This window comes from Nonomuraea sp. NPDC050540 (genome assembly GCF_044457485.1).
Taxonomy (GTDB): Bacteria; Actinomycetota; Actinomycetes; order Streptosporangiales; family Streptosporangiaceae; genus Nonomuraea.
Genome location: NZ_JBITHA010000003.1, coordinates 511453 through 531726 on the forward strand (window position 1 = coordinate 511453; position 20274 = coordinate 531726).

Here is a 20274-nt window from a genome sequence, read left to right on the forward strand (position 1 = left end):
GGTGACGAATGTTCAACAGGCCGCCGAGCGGCTGCTGGGGGCGCACGCCTCCGGCGTGCCCTGCGAGCCCGTGCGCGATCTGGTCGGCGGGGTCGAGGAGGCGTACGCCGTACAGGATTGGCTGACCGGCAGGTGGCTGGGTGAGGGACGGCGGCTGACCGGCCGCAAGATCGGCCTGACCAGCGCGGCCGTGCAGAAGCAGCTCGGCGTGGACCAGCCGGACTTCGGGGCGTTGTTCGCCGACATGGCGGTTCCCGACGGCGCCGAGATCCCGGCGGGGACCGTGCTGCAGCCGCGCGCCGAGGCCGAGGTGGCGCTGGTGCTGGAGCACGACCTGCCGCACGAGCGCCACACGGTGGCCGACGTGATCGGGGCGACCGCGTTCGCGCTGCCCGCGATCGAGGTGGTCGGCAGCCGGATCCGCGGCTGGGACATCACGCTGGCCGACACCGTCGCCGACAACGCCTCCTCCGGCCTGTACGTGCTGGGCAACCGGCCCGTCCCGCTGAAGGACCTGGACCTGCGCCTGGCCGGGATGGTCATGGAGCGCCGCGGCGAGCAGGTCTCGACCGGGATCGGCGCCGCGTGCCTGGGTCACCCGCTGCACGCCGCCGTCTGGCTGGCCGACACCCTGGCCCGCCTCGGCCGCCCGCTCCGGGCGGGCGACACCGTGCTGACCGGCGCGCTCGGGCCCGTGGTGCCGGTCGTGCCCGGCGACGTGCTGGAGGCCAGGATCGACGGGCTCGGCGACGTCCGGGCCGCCTTCGCGAAGGAGACCTTGTGAACCGCCTGGCGCAGCGCCTGGACGAGGCGGCGCTGAGCCGTACGGCCATCGCGAAGCTGACCGAGGAGACGGCGCTCGACGTGCCCGCGGCCTACCGGGTGCAACGCGAGGTCATCGCCCGCCGCGAGGCCCGCGGCGAGAAGCTCATCGGCGTCAAGATGGGCTTCACGAGCCGGGCCAAGATGATCCAGATGGGCGTGGACGACGTCATCTGGGGCCTGCTGACCGACGCCATGCTGATCGAGTCGCATCTGGACACGGGCACGCTCATCCACCCGCGCGTCGAGCCCGAGATCGCCTTCCTGCTGGAGCGCCCGGTCCGCTCGCCCGCCGACGTGGGCGCGGCCGTCGGCGGCGTGGCGGTCGGCTACGAGGTGCTCGACTCCCGCTTCGCCGACTTCTCCTTCACGCTGGAGGACGTCATCGCCGACAACGCCTCCGCCAGCGGCTTCGGCCTCGGTCCCTGGCACACGCCGCGCGCGGTCGCCAACGTCGGCCTGACCCTGGAGATCGACGGGCGGACCGTCGCCTCGGGGTCGTCGGCGGCCATCCTCGGCGACCCGATGCGCTCCCTGCACGCCGCCGCCCGCCTGGCCCAGGCCGCCGGGATCGAGCTGGAGGCGGGCTGGATCGTCCTGGCGGGCGCGGCCACCGCCGCCGTCCCGCTGCCGCCGGGCGCCCACGTGCGCGTCAGCGGACAGGGCCTCGGCCACGCGGAGGTGACCACGTGAGCGAAGAATCGATGCTGGTGCCGGGCAAGGCGCGCCCGCGCGGGCGCTTCCCGCACTTCAGGCGGGCCGGCGACCTGGTCTTCGTCTCCGGTACGAGCTCCCGCCGCCCCGACGGCACCTTCGCCGGGGCGAGCGCCGACGAGATGGGCACCACCAGCCTCGACATCCGCGAGCAGACCCGCGCCGTCATCGGCAACCTCGCCGACATCCTCAAGGCCGCCGGAGGCGGTCTGGCCGACGTCGTCAACGTCACCACCTACCTGGTCTCCATGAACGACTTCGGCGGCTACAACGAGGTCTACGGCGCCTACTTCGACGAGCACGGCCCCGCTCGCACCACCGTCGCCGTCCACCAGCTGCCCCACCCGCACCTGCTGATCGAGATCTCCTGCACCGCCCACATCCCGACGAGGAGCACCCCATGATCCCGCCGTTCAATCTCGCCACGTGGATCGACGAGCACGCCGACCAGCTCAAGCCGCCCGTGGGCAACGTGCAGATCTGGAAGGAGGCCGACCTGATGGTGACCGTCGTCGGCGGCCCCAACCAGCGCACCGACTTCCACGACGACCCGATCGAGGAGTTCTTCTACCAGCTCAAGGGCGGCATGGTGCTGCGCGTCATGGAGGAGGAGGGCAAGCCGCCGGTCGACATCCAGATCCGCGAGGGCGACGTCTTCCTGCTGCCGCCGCACGTGCGCCACTCCCCGCAGCGGCCGGTGCCCGGCTCCATCGGCCTGGTCGTCGAGTACGCCCGCCCGCAGGGCGACCTGGACGCCTTCGAGTGGTACTGCGTCAACTGCCACCGCCTCGTGCACCGCGCCGAGGTGCAGCTGGAGTCGATCGTGGACGACCTGCCGCCGGTCTTCAACGCCTTCTACGGCAGCGACCGCACCTGCCCGCACTGCGGCGCCGTCCACCCGGGCAAGGACTGGCCCGACGCGCTCCGCCCGGTGGTCCAGTGATCGACATCCACGCCCACGTCTTCCCGCGGATCTCCCGCGAGGAGGCGCGCACCCTGGCGGGCGCCGGCGAGCCGTGGCTGCGCGAGGGCATGATGATGAGCGGCGACGAGGACTACCGCCCCGTCACCCCCGAGCTGTGGGACGCCGGGGCGCGCCTGGCCGCCATGGACCGCACCGGCGTGGCGGTGCAGGCCGTCTCCTCCACGCCGCTGCTGTTCGGCTACGAGGCCGATCCCGGCCGCGCCGCCGACTGGTGCGACATGGTCAACGACCGGATCCTCGCGTACTGCTCGGAGGACCCCGCCCGGCTCGTCCCGCTGTGCCAGGTGCCGCTGCAGGACCTGGGCCACGCCATCGAGACCCTGGCCAGGGCGAAGGCCGCCGGGCACCGGGGCGTGCACATCGGCAACCACGTCGGCCCGCGCAACCTCGACGACGCCGACCTGCTCGCCTTCCTGGAGCACTGCGCCCACCAGGACATGCCGGTCCTCGTGCACCCGTGGGACATGATGGCCGCCGAGCGCATGCGCGGCTACATGCTGCCCTGGCTGGTCGGCATGGCCGCCGAGACCCAGCTCGGCATCCTGACGATGATCCTTTCCGGCGCCTTCGAGAAGCTGCCCGGCAACCTGCGGCTGTGCTTCTGCCACGGCGGCGGCAGCTTCGCGTTCCTGCTCGGCCGGGCCGACAACGCCTGGCATCGGCGCGACCTGGTCCGCCGCGACTCGCCCAAGCCGCCCTCCGCCTACACCGGCCGCTTCTCCGTGGACTCCGCCGTCTTCGACCCCCGGGCGCTGCGCCTGCTCGTCGACGTCATGGGCGCGGAACGGGTCATGCTCGGCACCGACTTCCCCTTCCCCCTGGGCGAGGAGGACCCGGGCTCGGTCGTGCGCGCCTGCCCGGGGCTGACGGACTCCGAACGCGAGGCGATCCTCGGCGGCAACGCCGCCCGCTTCCTGGGCCTGACCGAGAGCGCGCCACGCGCATGACGCTCGCCCACACCCCGCAGGGCACGCTGCGGGGGCTCGGACTCGGGGGAGCGCTGGCGTTCAAGGGCATCAGGTACGCCGCCCCCGCCCGCCGCTTCACCGCCCCCGAGCCGCCCCGGCCCTGGGAGGGGGTACGCGACGCGCTCGCCCCCGGCCCGCCGGCCCCGCAGCGGCCGGGCCGGATGGCGTGGGTGCCCGGCCTGGAGATCGACCCGGCCGCGGGCCGCGAGGACTGCCTGTTCCTCAACGTCTGGACCTCGGGGACCGAGGGCCGCCGCCCCGTGCTGGTGTTCCTGCACGGGGGCGCGTTCGTGTTCGGCTCGGGCGCGCAGGCCATGTACGACGGGACCGTGCTCGCGCGTGAGCACGGCCTGGTGGTGGTGACCGTCAACTACCGCTTCGGGGCCACCGGCCTGTGGTACGGCGGCGCCGTACCGGCCAACCTCGCCCTGCGCGACCAGATCGCCGCCCTGGAGTGGGTCAGGAACGCCATCGACGCCTTCGGCGGCGACCCGGGCGACGTGACGCTCGCCGGGCACTCGGCGGGCGGCACCAGCGTCCTGGCCCTGCTGGCCTGCGCCCCCGGCCTGTACGCGCGGGCGGCGGCCATGAGCCCCGTCCCCTACGGCTTCGCCACCCCCGGCCAGGCGGAGGCCTGGACCAGGGCGGCCGCCGTCCCCGAGCCCGCCACGGCGCCGATCGAGACGCTGCTGGCGGGGGAGGAACGGGCCGCCCGCGCCCGGCCCCCGGCGGGAGGACTGCTGCCCGTCGCCCCGGTGCTGGACGGCGACCTGCTGAAGGAACACCCCATGTCAGGAAATCTCGCGAAAGTGCCGCTGCTGGTGACCACCACCGCGCAGGAGGGGCGGCTGTTCACCGCGGCCGGCATGGGCCGGCCGTCCACCCGCGAGATCTTCACCGAGCCCGCGCGGGAACTGGTGCGCATCCACCCCGGCCCCGCCCGCCATCTCGTCAGCGACGCGCGTTCACCCATGACGCGCGACGGCGCCGAACTCGGCGCCTGCCACCTCGCCGACGTGCCGCTGTACTTCGGCAACCACGGCACCCCGTTCACCGGCCACAAGCCGGTGCCGGAGATGACCCAGGAGTTCGCCCGGTTCTGCCGCGGCGAGGAGGACACATGAGCAAGATCGCCATCATCGGGTCCGGCAACATCGGCACCGACCTGATGATCAAGGTGAAGCGCACGTCCGCGTCGCTGGAGGTCGCCGCGATGGCCGGGATCGACCCCGGCTCCGACGGCCTGGCCAGAGCTCGGCGGATGGGCGTGGCCACCACCCACGAGGGCGTCGAGGGCCTGCTCGCGCTGCCCTGCTTCGAGGAGGTCGCGGTGGTGCTCGACGCCACCTCGGCCGGGGCCCACCGGCACAACGCGGCGGCGCTGGCGCCGTACGGGAAGAAGGTCGTGGACCTGACGCCCGCCGCCATCGGCCCCTACGTCGTGCCCGCCGTGAACCTCGGCGACCACCTCGGCGAGGACAACGTCAACATGGTCACCTGCGGCGGCCAGGCCACGGTGCCGATCGTCGCGGCCGTCTCCCGCGTCGCGCCCGTCCGCTACGCCGAGATCGTCGCCTCGATCGCCTCCCGCTCGGCCGGTCCCGGCACCCGCGCCAACATCGACGAGTTCACCGAGACCACCGCGCGCGCACTGGAGAGCGTCGGCGGCGCCGGGCGCGGCAAGGCGATCATCGTGCTCAACCCCGCGGAACCACCGGTGATCATGCGCGACACCGTCTACTGCCTCGTGCCCGGCTGCGACGAGGCCGAGGTCGCCGCCTCGGTCAAGGAGATGGTGGCCGCCGTGGCCGCCTACGTGCCCGGTTACCGGCTCAAGCAGGACGTGCAGTTCCGCCCGGCCGACGGCGGCACGCTCGTCTCGGTCTTCCTGGAGGTCGAGGGCGCCGCCCACTACCTGCCCGCCTACGCCGGCAACCTGGACATCATGACGTCGGCGGCGCTGCGCGTCGCGGAGAGGATGGCGGCCCGATGAAGCTCTACATCCAGGATGTGACGCTGCGCGACGGCATGCACGCCATCCGCCACCAGTACACCGCCGGCCAGGTCGCGGCCATCGCCCGCGCCCTCGACGCCGCCGGCGTGGCCGCCGTCGAGATCGCCCACGGCGACGGGCTGGCCGGAAGCAGCGTCAACTACGGCTTCGGCGCCTGCCCCGACGAGGAGTGGATCGAGGCCGCCGCCTCCGCCATGGACCGCGCGGTCCTCACCACGCTGCTGCTGCCCGGCATCGGCACCATCGCCGACCTGCGCCGCGCCCACGCGCTCGGCGTCCGCTCGGTACGCGTGGCCACCCACTGCACCGAGGCCGACATCTCCGCCCAGCACATCGGCGTCGCCCGCGAGCTCGGCATGGACGTCTCCGGCTTCCTCATGATGTCCCACCTCGCCCCGCCCGCCGAGCTCGCCCGCCAGGCCGGGCTCATGGAGTCGTACGGCGCGCACTGCGTCTACGTCACCGACTCCGGCGGCCGGCTGACCATGGACGGCGTGAAGGAGCGCGTGCGCGCCTACCGCGAGGTCCTCGACCCCGGCACCGAGCTCGGCATCCACGCCCACCACAACCTCGGGCTCGGCGTCGCCAACTCCGTCGTCGCCGTCGAGAACGGCGTCACCCGCGTCGACGCCTCCCTGGCCGGCATGGGCGCGGGAGCGGGCAACTGCCCGCTGGAGGCGTTCGTGGCCGTCGCCGACCTGATGGGCTGGGAGCACGGCTGCGACCTGTTCGCGCTCATGGACGCCGCCGACGACCTCGTCCGCCCCCTGCAGACCCGCCCCGTCCAGGTGGACCGCGAGACCCTCACGCTCGGCTACGCGGGCGTCTACTCCAGCTTCCTGCGCCACGCCGAGGACGCCGCCGCCCGCTACGGGCTCGACACCCGCGCCATCCTCGTGGAGGTCGGCCGCCGCGGCATGGTCGGCGGCCAGGAGGACATGATCGTGGACATCGCGCTCGATCTCGCCGGCCGCCGGGGGTGACAATCGGTTTATGGTGACCGAGGAAGACGTCCGCCGGCTGGCCCTGGCCCTGCCGGAGACCGGCGAGAAGCCCATGTACGGCACGCCCGCCTTCTACGTGAAGGCCAGGTGGTTCGCCCGTATCCGCGAGGAGGGCGACGTGCTGGCGCTGCCGCTGGCCGCGGAGGAGGACAAGCACGAGCTGATCGCCGCCGACCCGGACGTCTTCTTCACCCTGCCTCACTACGACGGTCACGCCGTCGTCCTGGTCCGCATGCCGGTGGTCGGGGAGCAGGAGATGGCCGAACTGCTCACCGACGCCTGGCGGCTGCGCGCGCCCAAGAGGCTGCGACCCCTCGTCCCCTGAGCCCGCTACCCTGAACGTTCATGCAGGTAGCCGCCTTCACGCAGTTCATGAGCGCCGACCGGATCGCCTCCTACGTCTACGGCGGCGCCGACCCGGGCGAGGACCCGCTGTGGCGGCGGTCGGGCGCGCGCACCCGCGAGGAGTACTCCCGCTGGTGCCGCCACGCGTGCGGGATGGCCTGCCTGCGCATGCTCCTGCACCACCGCGACGGCCACGCGCCACCCCTGCTCGACCTCGTGTACGGCTGCCGCGCCTACGGCGGCTACCGCGAGGAGCCCGAGGGCATCAAGGGCCTCTACTACGCCCCCTTCGCCGACTACGCGCGGGCCGAGCACGGCCTCACCGCCGAGGTCCACCCCCTGATGGAGCTGGGCGAGCTCGAAGAGCTGCTGGCCGCGGGCCGGATGGTGATCGCCTCCGTCCACCCGGAGATCCGCCGCCCCGAGCGCCCCGCGCCCGGCCGGGGCGGGCACCTGGTCCTGGTCACCGGGGCCGCGGACGGGACGGTGCTCTTCAACAACCCCTCCGGCCACACCGAGGACAGCAGGCGGGCCAGGCTGCCGCTGGCCCGCTTCGGCGACTTCTTCGCCGGGCGGGGCATCAGCGTTCTCGCCCCGGACACCAGGGTGCCGCCGGAGAGCGTAGGCTGACACCGGCTGGCTCGAGTGGGAGGGGAACACGTGACGAGGAGCCCGGTGCGCACTGCCGTGGTCTGGGACGCTCTGCGGGCAGTGCTGGCCGAACGGGCCGGATCCGCCGGGCGCGGCGTGCTCGACATCGTGGACGCCGGAGGGGGCACGGGCGGCTTCGCCGTACCGCTGGCCGAGCTCGGGCACAACGTCACGGTCGTCGACCCCAGCCCCGACTCGCTGGCCGCGCTGGAGCGGCGGGCCAAGGAGAAGGGCGTCGGGGTCAGGGCGATCCAGGGCGACGCCGCCGACCTCGGCGAGCTGCTGCCCAAGGACAGCGCCGACCTGGTGCTGTGCCACAGCGTCCTGGAGTACGTCGAGGACCCCATCAGCGCGCTGACCGCCGTCTCCGGGCTGCTGCGCCACGGGGGAGCCGTCAGCGTGCTGGCCGCCAACCCGCTCGCCAGCGCCCTGCACCGGGCGCTCACCGGCCATTTCGACGAGGCGCTCGCCGTACTGGACGATCCTCGGGGGCGCTGGGGCGATCGCGACCCCACGCCGCGCCGCTTCACGCCCGCCGCGCTGTCGGAGCTGCTGGCGGTGACCGGGCTCGCGGTCGGGCCGGCGCTCGGGGTGCGGGTCTTCGCCGACCTGGTGCCCAGCAGGCTGGTCGACGGCGAGCCGGGGGCCGTGGAGGCGCTGGTGGCGCTGGAGCAGGCCGCCGCCGCCCATCCGGTCCTGCGGGAGATCGCCGCCCAGGTCCACATCCTCGCCCACAAGCCGTAGAACGTCTGTTCGGATAGAATCACGGAGTGGCACGCAAGCAGATCACCGGCATCGGCCCCGCTCCCACCACCGGGGCCGACGACACCGGCTGCCCGATCCTCCACGTCGACATGGACGCCTTCTTCGCCAGCGTCGAACTGCTGGAGCGGCCCGAGCTCAGGGGCCGCCCGGTCATCGTGGGCTCGCCCGCGGGTCGCGGCGTGGTGCTCAGCGCGACCTATGAGGCCAGGGCGTTCGGCGTGCACTCGGCGATGCCCATGAGCAGGGCGCGCCGCGTGTGCCCGCAGGCCGTGATCATCCCGCCCGGCCACGGGAAGTACTCCGAGGTCTCCAAGGGCGTCATGGAGATCTTCCACTCGATCACCCCGCTGGTCGAGCCGATCGCCTCCGACGAGGCCTTCCTCGACGTCGGCGGGGCGCGGCGCCGGCTGGGCTCGCCCGCGGAGATCGCGGTGCTGATCCGGGAACAGGTTCGGGAAAGATACGGCATCACCTGCTCCGTGGGCGTGGCGGCGAGCAAGTTCATCGCCAAGCTCGCCTCAAAACAGTGCAAGCCCAACGGGTTGCTGGTGGTGCCGGCCGACGAGATCGTCGACTTCCTCCACCCGCTGCCGGTCTCGGCGCTGTGGGGGGTGGGGGAGCGCACCGAGCAGGCCCTGGTCCGCCTCGGCATCCGTACCGTGGGCGATCTGGCCAGAGTGCCGCCCGCGACGCTCCAGCGCGAGCTGGGCCCCGCCGCGGGCGGTCACCTCGCGGCGCTGGCCTGGGGGCGCGACGAGCGCGCCGTGACCGTCCACACGCCCGACAAGAGCATCGGCAACGAAGAGACATTCGCCACAGATGTGGACGATCCCGAGATGATCAAGCGTGAGCTGCTCCGCCTGTCGGAGAAGGTCGCCGCCAGGATGCGTAAGAGCGGGCACGTGGGCAGGACGGTGAGTGTGAAGCTGCGCCGGGCCGACTTCTCCACGATCAGCCGCTCCCGCACGCTCAGGGAGCCGACCGACGTGGCCCAGGAGATTTACGCCACGGCCTGCGACCTGTTCGACGCGGCGGGCCTGGAGCGCGTGCGGCTGCGCCTGGTGGGCGTCCGGATGGAGAACCTCGGGCCGGCGCAGGCGGCCTCTCGCCAGCTCAGCCTGGGTGCGCGGGAGACCGGCTGGCGCGAGGCCGAACAGGCGATGGACAAGGCGATCCGGCGCTTCGGGCCGGATGCGGTACTCCCGGCTTCGCTTGTTCGGGGCAGACTTGATGAAATGGAGGCATGACGCCCATGTCGCGAATAGCCCAAAATGGAGGTATGACGTCACCTCCGGTTTGGTCTGCGTTGGACGTTTCCTTTCGCCTACGTCTACAGGCTCGTATTCTGGGGATAACCGACCGCGAGGTTCGGACACCCCGTGTCGTCCGTTGCCGTCTTCCCCGTCCTGGGGCCGTCCTTGGGAGGCGCCGTGCCGCTCTCTGAGCACGAGCAGCGCTTGCTCGACCAGATCGAGCAGGCCCTCTACGCCGAGGACCCGAAGTGGGCCAACACCGTAAGGATCAGTGACCCGCGCAGCCATTACAAGCGTCGCCTGATCAAAGCCTCCATCGGCTTTGCTCTGGGCGTCGTCATCATGATGGTTGGCGTCGTCATCCAGATGATCCCGCTCGGCGTCGGCGGTTTCGTGGTCATGCTCGCCGCGTGTCTGTGGGGTCTGTCCAGCTGGAAACGTATGAACGGGTTCGGTGACTCCGGCTCTGCCCAAGGCGCTCCGGTGCCCGGCAGCGGCAAGGGAGCCAGGAAGAGCCGTGGCACGTTCATGGAACGTATGGAGGAGCGCTGGCGGCGTCGTCACGACGACCGCTGACCTTTCTCCATCCGTTACGGCGGTGCCGCCCCACCGCCACCCGCCGATGAGGGCTGGCCTCGATCGGGGGATCGCCTCTCACGCCGGACGTGGTCCCCGCCGAAACGGCCGGCCTCGACCGGCCGACGGGGACGAGCCGACCAGGGCGACAGACGAAGGTGGCCTGCCCAGAACCGGGCAAGCCACCTTCCTTCATCTGATCTACCTGGTCGCGCCTCTCCTGAACCTGAGGTTCTCCAGGCGGTCGAAGCCGTCCAGCACGCCCTCGCCCATGGACCGCAGCCTGCGCAGCGTCGACGGGGGCAGCAGCGCCGCCCTGATCCGCCGTCCCCGCGAGAGCGTGGACGCCAGGGCCCGCCGTACCTTGCGCAGGTCCTTGCCCATCGGCCCGACCACGCCGGGGTCGCGCGCGAACAGCACCCGCTCGACCGTCGCGGCGATCGAGGTCATGGCCGCCGCCGACTCGGCGTCGAACTCGTAGCGCTGCGTCAGCCGCCGGGCCAGCGCCCGTGGCGTCTCGCTGGGCTCGCGGGCCATGCCGTAGTCGTACAGGATGTCGTCCAGCTCCGCCCACGCGGCGGCCACCGACGGATGGCTGCCTGCGATCACGCGCGCGGTGAGCTCGTCGGAGGGCGCGGAGACCTTCCAGCCGAGCGCGCGCACCCGGCGGCTGCGGGTGATCTGCCGGATCGCCGCCGGGATGAGCAGGATCAGCAGCAGGATCGCGACCCCGATGCCGATCTTGGCGATCAGCGGCGTCGGCTCCTCCGCCGGCAGGCCGTTGCCGCCGAGCCTGGCCTCGCGGTCGTCGATTTCGCGCGGGTTGCGGCCGGGCTGCTGACCGGGCGGCAGTTCCTCGCCCTGGGCGGTGGAGCCGGGCGTCGGGCTGGAGGAGGTCGCGGCCGGAGTCGGCTGCGGGCGGGCGTACTCCGGGACCCGCGCGCTGCCCTGACCGGCGGAACCCGCCGGGGTCGGCTCGAACGGCAGCCAGCCGACGCCCTCGAAGTAGAGCTCCGGCCAGGAGTGGGAGTCGTCGGTGCCGACCGTCCACTGGTCGCCGGTCTTGTCGCCGCCGGTGTAGCCGATCGCGACCCGGGCGGGGATGCCGATCGCCCTGGCGAGCACCGCCATCGCGCTGGCGAACTGCTCGCAGTACCCGACCTTGCTGCTCAGCAGGAAGTCGCGCAGCGCCGAGGTGCTGCTGCCCTGCGTGCGCAGGTCGTAGGTGAAGTTGCCGGTCTTGGTGAAGAACTCCTGCAGCTTCAGCGCCGCGTCGTACTGCGTCTCGGCGCCCTTGGTCTGCTCGTAGGCCAGGTCGCGCAGGTCGGAGGGGAAGTCTTCCGGCAGCCGCAGGTAGCGCGCCTCGACGTTGGGCTGCTGCGGGCGCTGGAGCGCGCGCAACTGGTCGGGCGTCGGCCGCGGCTCGCTCGTCGCCACCTGGTACTCCAGGCCGGAGGCGCTGTCGCGGGTGGAGAAGACCATGAGCGTGCTCACGTCCGCCCGCCAGTCCCCGTCCGCCCGCACCTCGCGCGGCGGGTACGGCAGCGGCAGGAACGCCAGGTTCTCGACCTCTTCGCTGATCTTGATGTCGGTCACCGCGTTCACGGTCTCGACGCCGCCGCCCAGCCCAGGAGGAGGCGGCAGCGGGCCGGCGTCGGTGCGGTTCTCCGGCGCGCCCTTCGGCTTGGTCAGGCCGAACTGATCGCCGTCGAAGACGTCCAGCGAGTAGATCCGCAGATAACGCGGCACGTCGTCGTTGTTGGTATAGGTCAGCACGGTCCGCTTCTCCGGAAGCGTCAGCTGGCCCTTCATGTTCGTGACCGGGTTGGGGATCTGGATCATGTTCCCCTTGCCGCCGGTGCCCTGGCCGCCCACGCCGAAGCTGAAGAACGACACCGGCTCCAGCGGCGGCAGGAACGCCGGCACCACCACGGCGATCGCGATCGCGGCGAACCCGATCCGCTTGCCGGACAGTCGCAGCCCCCGCGTGTCCGCGCTCTCGCCCGGCGACGGAGTGGTGGCCGCGCGGGTCCTGCGTACCAGGACGGCCCGGCCCCAGTGCCCGACCCGCTCGCGGCCGTCGGCGATCAGCAGGCCGGTGAAGCCGAGCGCGGCGATGATGAACGCCCACCAGGCGATTGGCTCCAGCAGGATCGTCGCGGGAACGGTCGCCAGCGCCAGCATCGGCAGCCCGGCCAGCGCCGCCCGCCGCATCCGGGCGGCCAGCAGGTCCACCGCGATCGCGATGATCCCCACGCCGCCCGTGGTCAGCAGCGCGATCCCCGGGTTGTCGCCGGGCACCGGCGCGGCGAAGCGCTGGATGTCGTCCCAGCCGGTGGCCAGCAGCTTCAGCAGCTCGGCCGCCGAGCCCTTCGTGGGCACGAGCAGCGCCCACGCCTTGTCACCGGCGAACGAGGCGGTCAGGTAGACGCCGAGCGCGGCCAGGCTGACCAGCGCCGCCGCCCACGTGGGCAGCGAAAGCCGGCCGCTGATCGCGCTGGCGACCAGGATGGTCAGGACCGCGCCCAGGGAGCCCCAGAACCAGGCGCCGCCCTCGAACAACGGGTGCAGCAGGATGGCCGCGCAGAACGTGGCGACGGCCGCGGCGACGGACAGCCTCATGCCGCACCTCCGGGATGGACGGCGAAGCGGCCCCGGCTGGCGGCGTCCTGCCACACCGAGGCGATGGACGTGCCGGCCGGGAGCCTGACCGTGCGCCAGCCGTACCCGGCGAGGACGGTCTGGACGGCCAGGTAGCTTTCCGAGGTGTTCGGCTGGGCGGCGTCCCAGGTGTCGACGTCGAGCAGGACGGCCACGCCGGTGATGCCGCTGTGCCTGATCCTGGCCAGGTCGCGGGCCTCCTCCGGGTCCATGGCGCCGAGCACGGCGACGACCAGGCCGTCGCCGCTGCCCTGCCGCAGCGCCGAGACGCCGATCTCCAGCGAGCGCGCCGGGCTGTTGCGGACCATCGCGAGCGTGTCGAGCAGCGACCAGCTCAGCCCGCCGTCGGTCAGGTGCTCGGCGCCCTGGTCGGTGACCAGCCGCAGGCCGAGCCCCTCGTGCGCCAGGTGCACGCCGATGGAGGCCGCGGCCGAGACCGCCACCTCGAACGACGAGCGCGGGCCCTCGCCGCGGTGCGCGGAGCGCCGGGTGTCGAGCAGGAGCGCGCCGCGGCTCTGCCACTGCTGCTCCTCGCGCCGCACCATCAGCTCGCCGTGGCGGGCGGTGGAGCGCCAGTGCACGCGCCGCAGGTCGTCGCCCTGCCGGTACTCGCGCGGCGCCACGTCGTCGTCGCCCGCCGCGGCCACACTCCTGGTACGGCTGTCGCCGCCGCCGGTCCACTCGCCCGACAGGCGTACGTGGGGCAGCGCCACGACCTGCGGCGTCACCACGAGCGTGTCGCTGATGGTGAACGCGCGGGCCAGCTCCACCAGCCCGAACGGGTCGGCGATGCGCACCGACAGCGGCCCGATGGTGAACCGGCCGCGCAGGTCGGAGCGGACCCGGTAGTCGATCTCCCTGATGCCCTTGGCCTCCACCCGGTCCAGGACGAAGCGCGGGCGCACACCCAGGGCGTACGGGACGGTGTCCTCGATCAGCAGCAGGCCGGTGGGCAGCCGGGTGACGTTCTCCAGCCGCAGCGTCACGGTGGCCTCGCCGCCGACCTCGGCCCGCGAGGGCGACAGGCGGCGGGCGCAGCTGAGCCGGTACCGGGTGCGCGCCACCACCATCGCGGCCAGCAGCGGCAGCGCCGTCACCAGCACGCCGATGCGCAGCAGGTCGTGTTCACCGAGCAACAGGGCCATGAGCAGCGCCGCCAGCCCCGCGGCGAGGAACGACCTGCCGCGCGCGGTCAGTGCGCGCAGTCCCGTTCTCACGCCCGTGTCTCCGGTACGGGCACCCTCCTGACCAGATCGCCCACGACCTGCTCAGGCAGGCGGCGCTGGCCCTGCGCCTCGACGCTGGGCAGCAGCCGGTGGGCCAGGACCGGCACGGCCAGGTCCTGGAGGTCGTCGGGGATGACGTAGTCGCGTCCGGACAGGGCCGCGTGGGCGCGGGCGGCGCGCACGAGCTGCAGCGTGGAGCGCGGGGAGGCGCCCAGTCGCAGGTCGGGCGAGTGGCGGGTGGCGACCGCCAGGTCGATGGCGTACTTCTTGACCGGCTGCGAGACGTACACGCCGCGCACGGCCTCGATCAGCGCCCGCACCTCGGCGGTGGTGGCCACGGGCTCCAGCTTGTCCAGCGGAGGGGTGCCGCCGTGCACGTCGAGCATCTCCAGCTCGGCGGCCGGCTCCGGGTAGCCCATCGCCACGCGGGCGGTGAAGCGGTCGCGCTGTGCCTCGGGGAGGGGGTAGGTGCCCTCCATCTCGATCGGGTTCTGCGTGGCGATGACCATGAAGGGCGACTCGAGGTGGTACGTCACGCCGTCGACCGTCACCTGGTGCTCCTCCATGCACTCGAGGAGGGCGCTCTGCGTCTTGGGGGAGGCGCGGTTGATCTCGTCGCCGACCACGATGTTGGCGAAGACGGGACCCGGCTTGAACTCGAACTCGCGCGTCTGCTGGTTGTAGGCGCTGACGCCGGTGATGTCGCTGGGCAGCAGGTCGGGCGTGAACTGCACGCGGCGCACCGGGCAGTCGATGGAGCGCGCCAAGGCCTTGGCGAGCATGGTCTTGCCGACTCCGGGCACGTCCTCGATGAGCAGGTGCCCCTCGGCGAGCAGCACCGTCAGGGTGAGGCGGACGGCGTCGCTCTTGCCCTCGATCACCGACTCGATAGCCTGCCGAATACGGTGCGCGGTGGACACGAGCTCTTCCAGCCGCTGAGGGACGTCATGGGTTACTGCCACCAGGCCTCCATGAGAAGTGCGACGGCTGTCCCGCTGGAGCGTGCCTTGGCGGGAGCCATGCCATTCCTTTTCCATTGTGTGTACCGACCCTACGACGCTGGGGGTTCTTGAGCGACATTTGTCGGTATTCCTCCAGCCCTGAGAGCGTTCGATCAGTGTCCGAAGGAACCTTCGTGTTCTTGTCCCGTCGCGGTGCGAATCCCGTGACAGTCGGTGGCGCGAAGCGCTCCACTTTCCTCCACCACTGCCCCCGCGGGGCCCCTCCAGGCCCTATTCCGTGGGGCGTTTCAACTCTCGACACGCCCATGAGGGTTGACCGGCCGCCCAGCCCGCTCCACCGAGCGCCATCGCTCTGACCTGGGGTTTTGCAAGACGCATAGGCGGCGACCTGGGTTGTAATCAGTTGACGGTGGGGAGAAGTGGAGTATGGTGGTGCGCAGTGGAGGGCCGGTGCACCAGCGCTAGGCGCTTCATGAGGCACGGGAGGTGGGGCCGATGTTCCTCGGCACCCATCAGCCGCGTCTCGACGACAAGGGACGGCTGTTCCTGCCGGCTAAGTACCGTGAGGAGCTGGCGGAGGGTCTTGTGATTACCAAAGGCCAGGAGCGATGCCTCTACGTCTTTCCGGTGGAGGAGTTCCAGCGCATTACCGAGGCTCTCAGCACCGCCCCGGTCACCGCCAAGGCGGTGCGTGACTACAGCCGTGTCTTCTTCGCCAGTGCGTCCGACGAGACTCCGGACAAGCAGGGACGCATCACGATCCCGCAGGGCCTGCGCACGTACGCGGGCCTGGAACGTGACTGCGTGGTCATCGGGGCCAACACCCGCCTGGAGATCTGGGACGCGCAGGCCTGGGAGACCTATCTCAACGCACAGGAGCAGGCCTTCGCCGATCTCTCGGAGGAGGTGCTGCCAGGGATTCTGTAATCGTCACGGTCGATTCGACGGTGTGGTCGTTCGGCGAGGTCTCCACCCGCAACCACTGTCCGGCAGCTGATGCACCTTCCCCGGTGTCAGATGTACCGGTATCTCGAAGAGGATGCGGATGGGGACCTGGCCGGACGGGCACCGGGTGGGGACCTTTGGAAGGATCGGCCGTCGCGTCATCCGCGAGCAAGGACGCGAGAGGGGGGTTGGAGAGATGGCAGAGAGCGCTCACGTTCCGGTGATGCTCGAGCGCGTTCTGGAGTTGCTGGCGCCGGCGCTGACCGGTGCGCGCCCAGTCGTCGTCGACGCCAACCTCGGCCTCGGTGGCCATACGGAAGCCCTGCTCGCCGCCCACCCTTCACTGCACGTGATCGGGATCGACCGCGACCCGTTCGCGATCGAGTTCTCCACGCGGCGGCTCGTGCCGTACGCCGAGCGGACCTCGCTCGTCCACGCGACGTCGGACGAGCTGGCCTCCGTGCTCGCGCGGCTGGGCCGTGAGAAGGTCGACGGAGTGCTGTTCGACCTGGGCGTCTCCTCGCCTCAGCTCGACGAGGCCGAGCGCGGGTTCGCCTATTCCTACGACGCTCCGCTCGACATGCGGATGGACACGAGCCAGGACCTCACGGCGGAGAAGGTGGTCAATACCTACTCGGCTGGGGAGCTAACGCGCATCCTTCGTGATTACGGAGAGGAACGGTTCGCACCGCGTGTCGCGGGCCTAATTATCAAGGAAAGGGCCAAGGAGGCCATAACGTCGACTAAGCGGCTTGCCGACATCGTCCGAGAGGCGATTCCTGCCGCGACCCGGCGCACAGGGGGAAACCCCGCCAAGAGGACTTTTCAAGCGCTGCGCATCGAGGTGAACGCGGAACTCGCCGCCCTGGAGGCGGCGCTGCCCGCCGCCCTCGACGCGCTGGTGCTGGGTGGGCGAGTCGTCGTGCTCGCCTACCACTCCCTGGAGGACCGGCTGGCCAAGCAGGTCCTCACGGCGCGAACCAGGGACACCAGCCCGCACGGGCTGCCCGTCCCGCTCCCGGCACACCAGCCGAGGTTCCGCCTGCTGACGAGGGGAGCGGAGCTCCCAAGTGAAGAAGAGGTCACCCGCAACCCGCGGGCGACATCGGCCCGGCTGAGGGCGGCAGAGAGGATCCGTGTTGACGACGAGGACTGAGCAGGAGATCAGGAGGAGCGCGCCCGCACGCGGCGCCGGCACGCCGAAGAGTGGCGCCGGCAGGTCCGGTTCGGCGAACAAGCCCGTCCCGCCCCCGCGTCCCGCCGCCTCCACCCCTGACCACGCCGACGAGGCCCGCGACGAGCGCACCGGCTCGGTACGGCCCCGCCAGGGCGAGCCCCGCGACGAGCGCACCGCCACCACCCGCGCCCGCCGCGGCCCGACCGGCCGCGCCCGCCGCGCCGAGGACACCGACGACCGCGCCTCGACGCGCGGCGCCGAGCGTGTCGGCGCGCGGCGTGCCGACGGCGAGGAGCGTGTGACGACCCGGCGTGCCGACGGTGGCGAGCATGTCAGTGCGCGGCGTGCGGAGGAGATGGCCGACGAGCGTGCCGGTGCGCTGCGGACGCGTCAGGGTGACGAGCTTCGCGACGGGCGGTCCGCCGGTTCGCCCCAGGCCGAGGGTGAGCCCGGCGTCGCTCCGCGGACGCGCGGCGGGCGGCCGGTGCGGCCCCAGGGGGCGCGGCGGCCGGCGAGCGCGCGGCGCGGTCCGGCGCGGCGGCAGCGCGGTCCGTTCATCGTGCTGGTGCTCGGGCTGCTCGGCGGCGGGCTGGTCAGCCTGCTGCTGCTCAACACCGTGCTGGCGCAGGACTCCATCCGCGCGGGCAACCTGAAGTCCGAGATCGCCCAGCTCGAGCTCGGCAACCAGCAGCTCGGGGTGGACAACGAGCGCCGCAAGCAGCCGGGCGAGATCGCCGAGGCCGGCAAGCGGCAGCACCTCCAGCCCGACTGGAAGGACCCCAACGTCATCACTCCCGCCAGCGAGGACTCCAGCAAGGTGGGCGGCGCGAACCGGTGAGGGACTCAGGCGGCCGAGGGCAGGGACCCGGCCGCGGACCAGGCGGCGCCGGCGCTCAAGGAGGGCCCGGCGCCGCTCGGCGTACGCCCCGGGGCACGGGCGGCACCGGGCGGACCGGCAGGACCGGGCGACCGGCGCCGGGCGACGACCCGTTCGACCTGCCTTTCACCGACGACCGCCGCCGCCCCGAGACCGGCGACGGGCAGCAGGACGAGCGTCCACGCGGCCGCGCCTCCCAGGAGGGCGGGCGCTCGCCCCAGGAGCCGCGGGGCCGCACGTCTCAAGAAGGCCGTGCGTCTCAGGAGGGCCGCACGTCTCAAGAAGGGCGCGCTTCCCGCGAACGGCGGGGCGCTCAGGACGGTGCGCGCGAGTCCAGGCAGCGGCCGGCCAGGCCCGACGGGCGGGACGAGCGCGAGGCGCGTGACCCGCGGACACGGCCCGGCAGGCCCGGCGCCGACGGAGGACGGCCCAGGAGCGAGGTGCCGCGACCGCGTGGCGGGGCGCCGCGCGGGCCCGGAGACCCGGAGCGCGGCGCGCGCAGGGGCGGCGTGCCGCCGCGCAGGCCACCGATTCCGCCGCGCCCGCCCAGGCCGCCGCTGGTGCTCAGGCTGGGCAACCCGCGCCGCCGCATCAACATCGGCATGATCGTCATGACGTTCATCCTGTCGATCTTCGCCGGCCGCCTGATCCAGATGCAGGGGCTCGACTCCAAGATCTACGAGGCCAAGGCCGTGGGCCAGCGCATGATCACCGAGGTCATCCCGGCCAAGCGCGGCTCGATCACCGACGTCAACGGCCACGCCCTGGCCATGACCGTCGAGGCCCGCGAGGTGGCGATCGACCCGTCGAAGGTGCATCCGAGCGTACGCGCCAAGGTGGCCAACGTCCTGGCGGCCGAGCTCGGCAAGTCGCAGCAGGAGATCGCCGGCAAGCTCGCCAAGGACACCACCCGGTACCAGCTCCTGGCCAAGGACGTCGACCCGGTCGTGGCCAGTCGCCTGCTCAAGGCGCAGATCCCGGCGTTGACCGCGAAGAAGCAGTACAAGCGCATCTACCCGGCCGGCGACCTGGCCGGCACGCTGGTGGGCTTCGTGGGCGTGGACGGCACCGGCCTGGGCGGTCTGGAGGAGGCCAAGAACTCGCTCCTGGCCGGCCGCGACGGCAAGCAGCGGGTGGAGCAGGGCCGTGACGGCCAGCGCATCCCGATGACGCACAGCCAGCGCCAGGCGCCCCTGGAGGGCAGCGACGTGCGGCTGACGATCGACCGCGACATCCAGTGGGCGGCCCAGAAGTCGATCGCCGAGCAGGTGCAGGCGGTGGGCGCGGAGAGCGGCACGGTCATCGTCATGGACGTGAAGACCGCGCAGATCGTCGCCATGGCCAACGCCCCCGAGCTCGACCTGAACAACTGGCGTCAGGCCCCCCAGGAGAACTACATCAACCGGGCGGCGGCCGACGTGTTCGAGCCGGGCAGCACCAACAAGGTGATCACCGCGGCGGCGGCGCTGGAGAGCGGCGCGGTCAGGCCGACGACGAGCTTCCGCGTCAAGGACAACATCCGCTGCTACGACCGCACGCTGCGCGACGCCGAGCCGCACCCGACGGAGACGATGACGTTCCAGACGGCGATCGCCAAGTCCAGCAACGTCGCCACGATCATGGCCGCCCGCAAGGTGGGCTCGCAGCGGCTGCACGGCATGCTGAAGTCCTTCGGGTTCGGCGCCAAGCCGGGCGGCGGCGTGCCGGGCGAGGAGGCCGGACTGCTGCCCGACTACAAGACCTGGTCGGGCAGCCAGAGCTGCACGATCGCCTACGGCCAGGGCGTCTCGGTCACGGCGCTGCAGATGGCCAGCGTGTACCAGACGATCGCCAACGGCGGCGTCAGGGTGCCTCCGCAGATCGTCGCCGGCACCACCGGCGAGGACGGCAGGTTCACAGCGGCCGGCGCCGGCAAGCAGACCAGGGTGGTCAGCGAGCGGACGGCCACGGAGATCACCGCGATGCTGGAGAGCGCGGCGAGCGAGGAGGGCACCGGCGGCCTGGCGGCCATCCCCGGATACCGCGTGGCCGGCAAGACCGGTACCGCGAACCGCTACGATCCGAAGCTGGGCCGTTACGACGGCTACACCGCATCCTTCGTGGGCTTCGCGCCCGCCGACGCGCCCCGCCTGGTGGTCCTGTCGGTGCTGCAGAACCCGCAGAAGGGCCACTTCGGCGGGCAGCTCGCGGCCCCCGTGTTCAAGCAGGTGATGACGTTCGCCATCAAGAGCAGGAAGATTCCGCCCACAAGCTCGACCGCGCCTCCGGTGCGGTTGAGCGCCGGACAGTGACCGGGGAAGGTACGCTCTCGCCGTGCGTCCCCCGTCGT

General features: G+C 72.2%; 21 protein-coding genes. 17 read left to right on the forward strand and 4 right to left on the reverse strand.

Features of this window, described 5'->3' with window-relative positions; translation table 11 throughout:
• Position 1 precedes the first annotated feature (1 nt).
• From ACIBI5_RS12695 to ACIBI5_RS12755, 13 genes are all read left to right on the forward strand, one after another.
• The gene (locus ACIBI5_RS12695) at positions 2-784 is read left to right on the forward strand and encodes a 2-keto-4-pentenoate hydratase (protein WP_397246132.1); all 783 of its coding nucleotides are present in this window, start codon (positions 2-4) and stop codon (positions 782-784) included.
• The gene (locus ACIBI5_RS12700; RefSeq protein WP_379618616.1) at positions 781-1515 is read left to right on the forward strand and encodes a 2-keto-4-pentenoate hydratase; all 735 of its coding nucleotides are present in this window, start codon (positions 781-783) and stop codon (positions 1513-1515) included. Before ACIBI5_RS12695 ends, ACIBI5_RS12700 begins: the two co-directional genes overlap by 4 nt.
• The gene (locus tag ACIBI5_RS12705; RefSeq protein WP_397246134.1) at positions 1512-1940 is read left to right on the forward strand and encodes a RidA family protein; all 429 of its coding nucleotides are present in this window, start codon (positions 1512-1514) and stop codon (positions 1938-1940) included. The genes ACIBI5_RS12700 and ACIBI5_RS12705 overlap by 4 nt, the downstream gene beginning before the upstream one ends.
• Complete coding sequence (locus tag ACIBI5_RS12710) at positions 1937-2479, forward strand: 3-hydroxyanthranilate 3,4-dioxygenase (RefSeq protein ID WP_379618612.1); 543 nt, start codon at positions 1937-1939, stop codon at positions 2477-2479. Before ACIBI5_RS12705 ends, ACIBI5_RS12710 begins: the two co-directional genes overlap by 4 nt.
• On the forward strand, positions 2476-3468 hold the full coding sequence (locus ACIBI5_RS12715) for an amidohydrolase family protein (RefSeq protein WP_397246136.1): 993 nt from the start codon (positions 2476-2478) through the stop codon (positions 3466-3468). The genes ACIBI5_RS12710 and ACIBI5_RS12715 overlap by 4 nt, the downstream gene beginning before the upstream one ends.
• Positions 3465-4613 carry an alpha/beta fold hydrolase gene (locus ACIBI5_RS12720; RefSeq protein ID WP_397246138.1) on the forward strand — a complete coding sequence of 383 codons (1149 nt, stop codon included), beginning with the start codon at positions 3465-3467 and terminating at the stop codon, positions 4611-4613. The genes ACIBI5_RS12715 and ACIBI5_RS12720 overlap by 4 nt, the downstream gene beginning before the upstream one ends.
• The gene (locus ACIBI5_RS12725; protein ID WP_397246140.1) at positions 4610-5482 is read left to right on the forward strand and encodes an acetaldehyde dehydrogenase (acetylating); all 873 of its coding nucleotides are present in this window, start codon (positions 4610-4612) and stop codon (positions 5480-5482) included. The genes ACIBI5_RS12720 and ACIBI5_RS12725 overlap by 4 nt, the downstream gene beginning before the upstream one ends.
• Positions 5479-6486: a 4-hydroxy-2-oxovalerate aldolase gene (dmpG, locus tag ACIBI5_RS12730; RefSeq protein WP_397246142.1), complete on the forward strand. Its 1008-nt coding sequence runs from the start codon at positions 5479-5481 to the stop codon at positions 6484-6486. Before ACIBI5_RS12725 ends, dmpG begins: the two co-directional genes overlap by 4 nt.
• Before the next feature lie 10 nt (positions 6487-6496).
• Positions 6497-6832, forward strand: a complete 336-nt coding sequence (locus tag ACIBI5_RS12735; RefSeq protein WP_397246145.1) for an MmcQ/YjbR family DNA-binding protein — start codon at positions 6497-6499, stop codon at positions 6830-6832.
• A 20-nt stretch (positions 6833-6852) separates the two neighbouring features.
• On the forward strand, positions 6853-7482 hold the full coding sequence (locus ACIBI5_RS12740) for a C39 family peptidase (protein WP_397246147.1): 630 nt from the start codon (positions 6853-6855) through the stop codon (positions 7480-7482).
• Between the two features lie 45 nt (positions 7483-7527).
• Positions 7528-8247, forward strand: coding sequence for a methyltransferase domain-containing protein (locus ACIBI5_RS12745; protein ID WP_397246149.1), 720 nt, complete (start codon positions 7528-7530; stop codon positions 8245-8247).
• 26 nt (positions 8248-8273) lie between these two features.
• Entirely contained in the window at positions 8274-9515 is a 1242-nt protein-coding gene (dinB, locus tag ACIBI5_RS12750) for a DNA polymerase IV (RefSeq protein ID WP_397246151.1), read from the forward strand.
• A gap of 183 nt (positions 9516-9698) precedes the next feature.
• Complete coding sequence (locus ACIBI5_RS12755; protein ID WP_397101563.1) at positions 9699-10097, forward strand: DUF3040 domain-containing protein; 399 nt, start codon at positions 9699-9701, stop codon at positions 10095-10097.
• A 201-nt stretch (positions 10098-10298) separates the two neighbouring features.
• Here ACIBI5_RS12755 and ACIBI5_RS12760 read toward each other — a convergent pair whose 3' ends face one another.
• The 3 genes from ACIBI5_RS12760 to ACIBI5_RS12770 are packed head-to-tail and all read right to left on the reverse strand — an operon-like array spanning position 10299 to position 15021.
• Entirely contained in the window at positions 10299-12719 is a 2421-nt protein-coding gene (locus ACIBI5_RS12760) for a DUF3488 and DUF4129 domain-containing transglutaminase family protein (RefSeq protein WP_397246153.1), read from the reverse strand.
• Positions 12716-13975 carry a DUF58 domain-containing protein gene (locus tag ACIBI5_RS12765; protein ID WP_397246155.1) on the reverse strand — a complete coding sequence of 420 codons (1260 nt, stop codon included), beginning with the start codon at positions 13973-13975 and terminating at the stop codon, positions 12716-12718. The genes ACIBI5_RS12760 and ACIBI5_RS12765 overlap by 4 nt, the downstream gene beginning before the upstream one ends.
• Positions 13972-15021 carry an AAA family ATPase gene (locus tag ACIBI5_RS12770; protein WP_376773467.1) on the reverse strand — a complete coding sequence of 350 codons (1050 nt, stop codon included), beginning with the start codon at positions 15019-15021 and terminating at the stop codon, positions 13972-13974. Before ACIBI5_RS12770 ends, ACIBI5_RS12765 begins: the two co-directional genes overlap by 4 nt.
• Positions 15022-15441: 420 nt before the next feature.
• Here ACIBI5_RS12770 and mraZ point away from each other — a divergent pair, with 420 nt between their 5' ends.
• The 3 genes from mraZ (at position 15442) to ACIBI5_RS12785 (ending at position 17906) form a co-directional block, all read left to right on the forward strand.
• Positions 15442-15873, forward strand: coding sequence for a division/cell wall cluster transcriptional repressor MraZ (gene mraZ, locus ACIBI5_RS12775; RefSeq protein WP_184960700.1), 432 nt, complete (start codon positions 15442-15444; stop codon positions 15871-15873).
• Positions 15874-16087: 214 nt separating this feature from the next.
• Positions 16088-17047, forward strand: coding sequence for a 16S rRNA (cytosine(1402)-N(4))-methyltransferase RsmH (gene rsmH, locus ACIBI5_RS12780; protein WP_397246779.1), 960 nt, complete (start codon positions 16088-16090; stop codon positions 17045-17047).
• Entirely contained in the window at positions 17031-17906 is an 876-nt protein-coding gene (locus ACIBI5_RS12785) for a hypothetical protein (protein ID WP_397246157.1), read from the forward strand. Before rsmH ends, ACIBI5_RS12785 begins: the two co-directional genes overlap by 17 nt.
• Before the next feature lie 5 nt (positions 17907-17911).
• Here ACIBI5_RS12785 and ACIBI5_RS12790 read toward each other — a convergent pair whose 3' ends face one another.
• The gene (locus tag ACIBI5_RS12790) at positions 17912-18190 is read right to left on the reverse strand and encodes a hypothetical protein (RefSeq protein WP_397246160.1); all 279 of its coding nucleotides are present in this window, start codon (positions 18188-18190) and stop codon (positions 17912-17914) included.
• Between the two features lie 195 nt (positions 18191-18385).
• Between ACIBI5_RS12790 and ACIBI5_RS12795 the strand changes: the two genes are divergently transcribed.
• Positions 18386-20236, forward strand: a complete 1851-nt coding sequence (locus ACIBI5_RS12795; protein WP_397246162.1) for a peptidoglycan D,D-transpeptidase FtsI family protein — start codon at positions 18386-18388, stop codon at positions 20234-20236.
• Positions 20237-20274 lie beyond the last annotated feature (38 nt).

Coding starts and splice junctions, on each gene's coding strand:
- ACIBI5_RS12710 (WP_379618612.1), top strand. CDS start 1,937: ATGATCCCGCCGTTCAATCTCGCCACGTGGATCGACGAGCACGCCGAC.
- ACIBI5_RS12720 (WP_397246138.1), top strand. CDS start 3,465: ATGACGCTCGCCCACACCCCGCAGGGCACGCTGCGGGGGCTCGGACTC.
- ACIBI5_RS12725 (WP_397246140.1), top strand. CDS start 4,610: ATGAGCAAGATCGCCATCATCGGGTCCGGCAACATCGGCACCGACCTG.
- dmpG (WP_397246142.1), top strand. CDS start 5,479: ATGAAGCTCTACATCCAGGATGTGACGCTGCGCGACGGCATGCACGCC.
- ACIBI5_RS12735 (WP_397246145.1), top strand. CDS start 6,497: ATGGTGACCGAGGAAGACGTCCGCCGGCTGGCCCTGGCCCTGCCGGAG.
- ACIBI5_RS12740 (WP_397246147.1), top strand. CDS start 6,853: ATGCAGGTAGCCGCCTTCACGCAGTTCATGAGCGCCGACCGGATCGCC.
- ACIBI5_RS12760 (WP_397246153.1), bottom strand. CDS start 12,719: ATGAGGCTGTCCGTCGCCGCGGCCGTCGCCACGTTCTGCGCGGCCATC.
- ACIBI5_RS12770 (WP_376773467.1), bottom strand. CDS start 15,021: ATGGAAAAGGAATGGCATGGCTCCCGCCAAGGCACGCTCCAGCGGGAC.
- mraZ (WP_184960700.1), top strand. CDS start 15,442: ATGTTCCTCGGCACCCATCAGCCGCGTCTCGACGACAAGGGACGGCTG.
- rsmH (WP_397246779.1), top strand. CDS start 16,088: ATGGCAGAGAGCGCTCACGTTCCGGTGATGCTCGAGCGCGTTCTGGAG.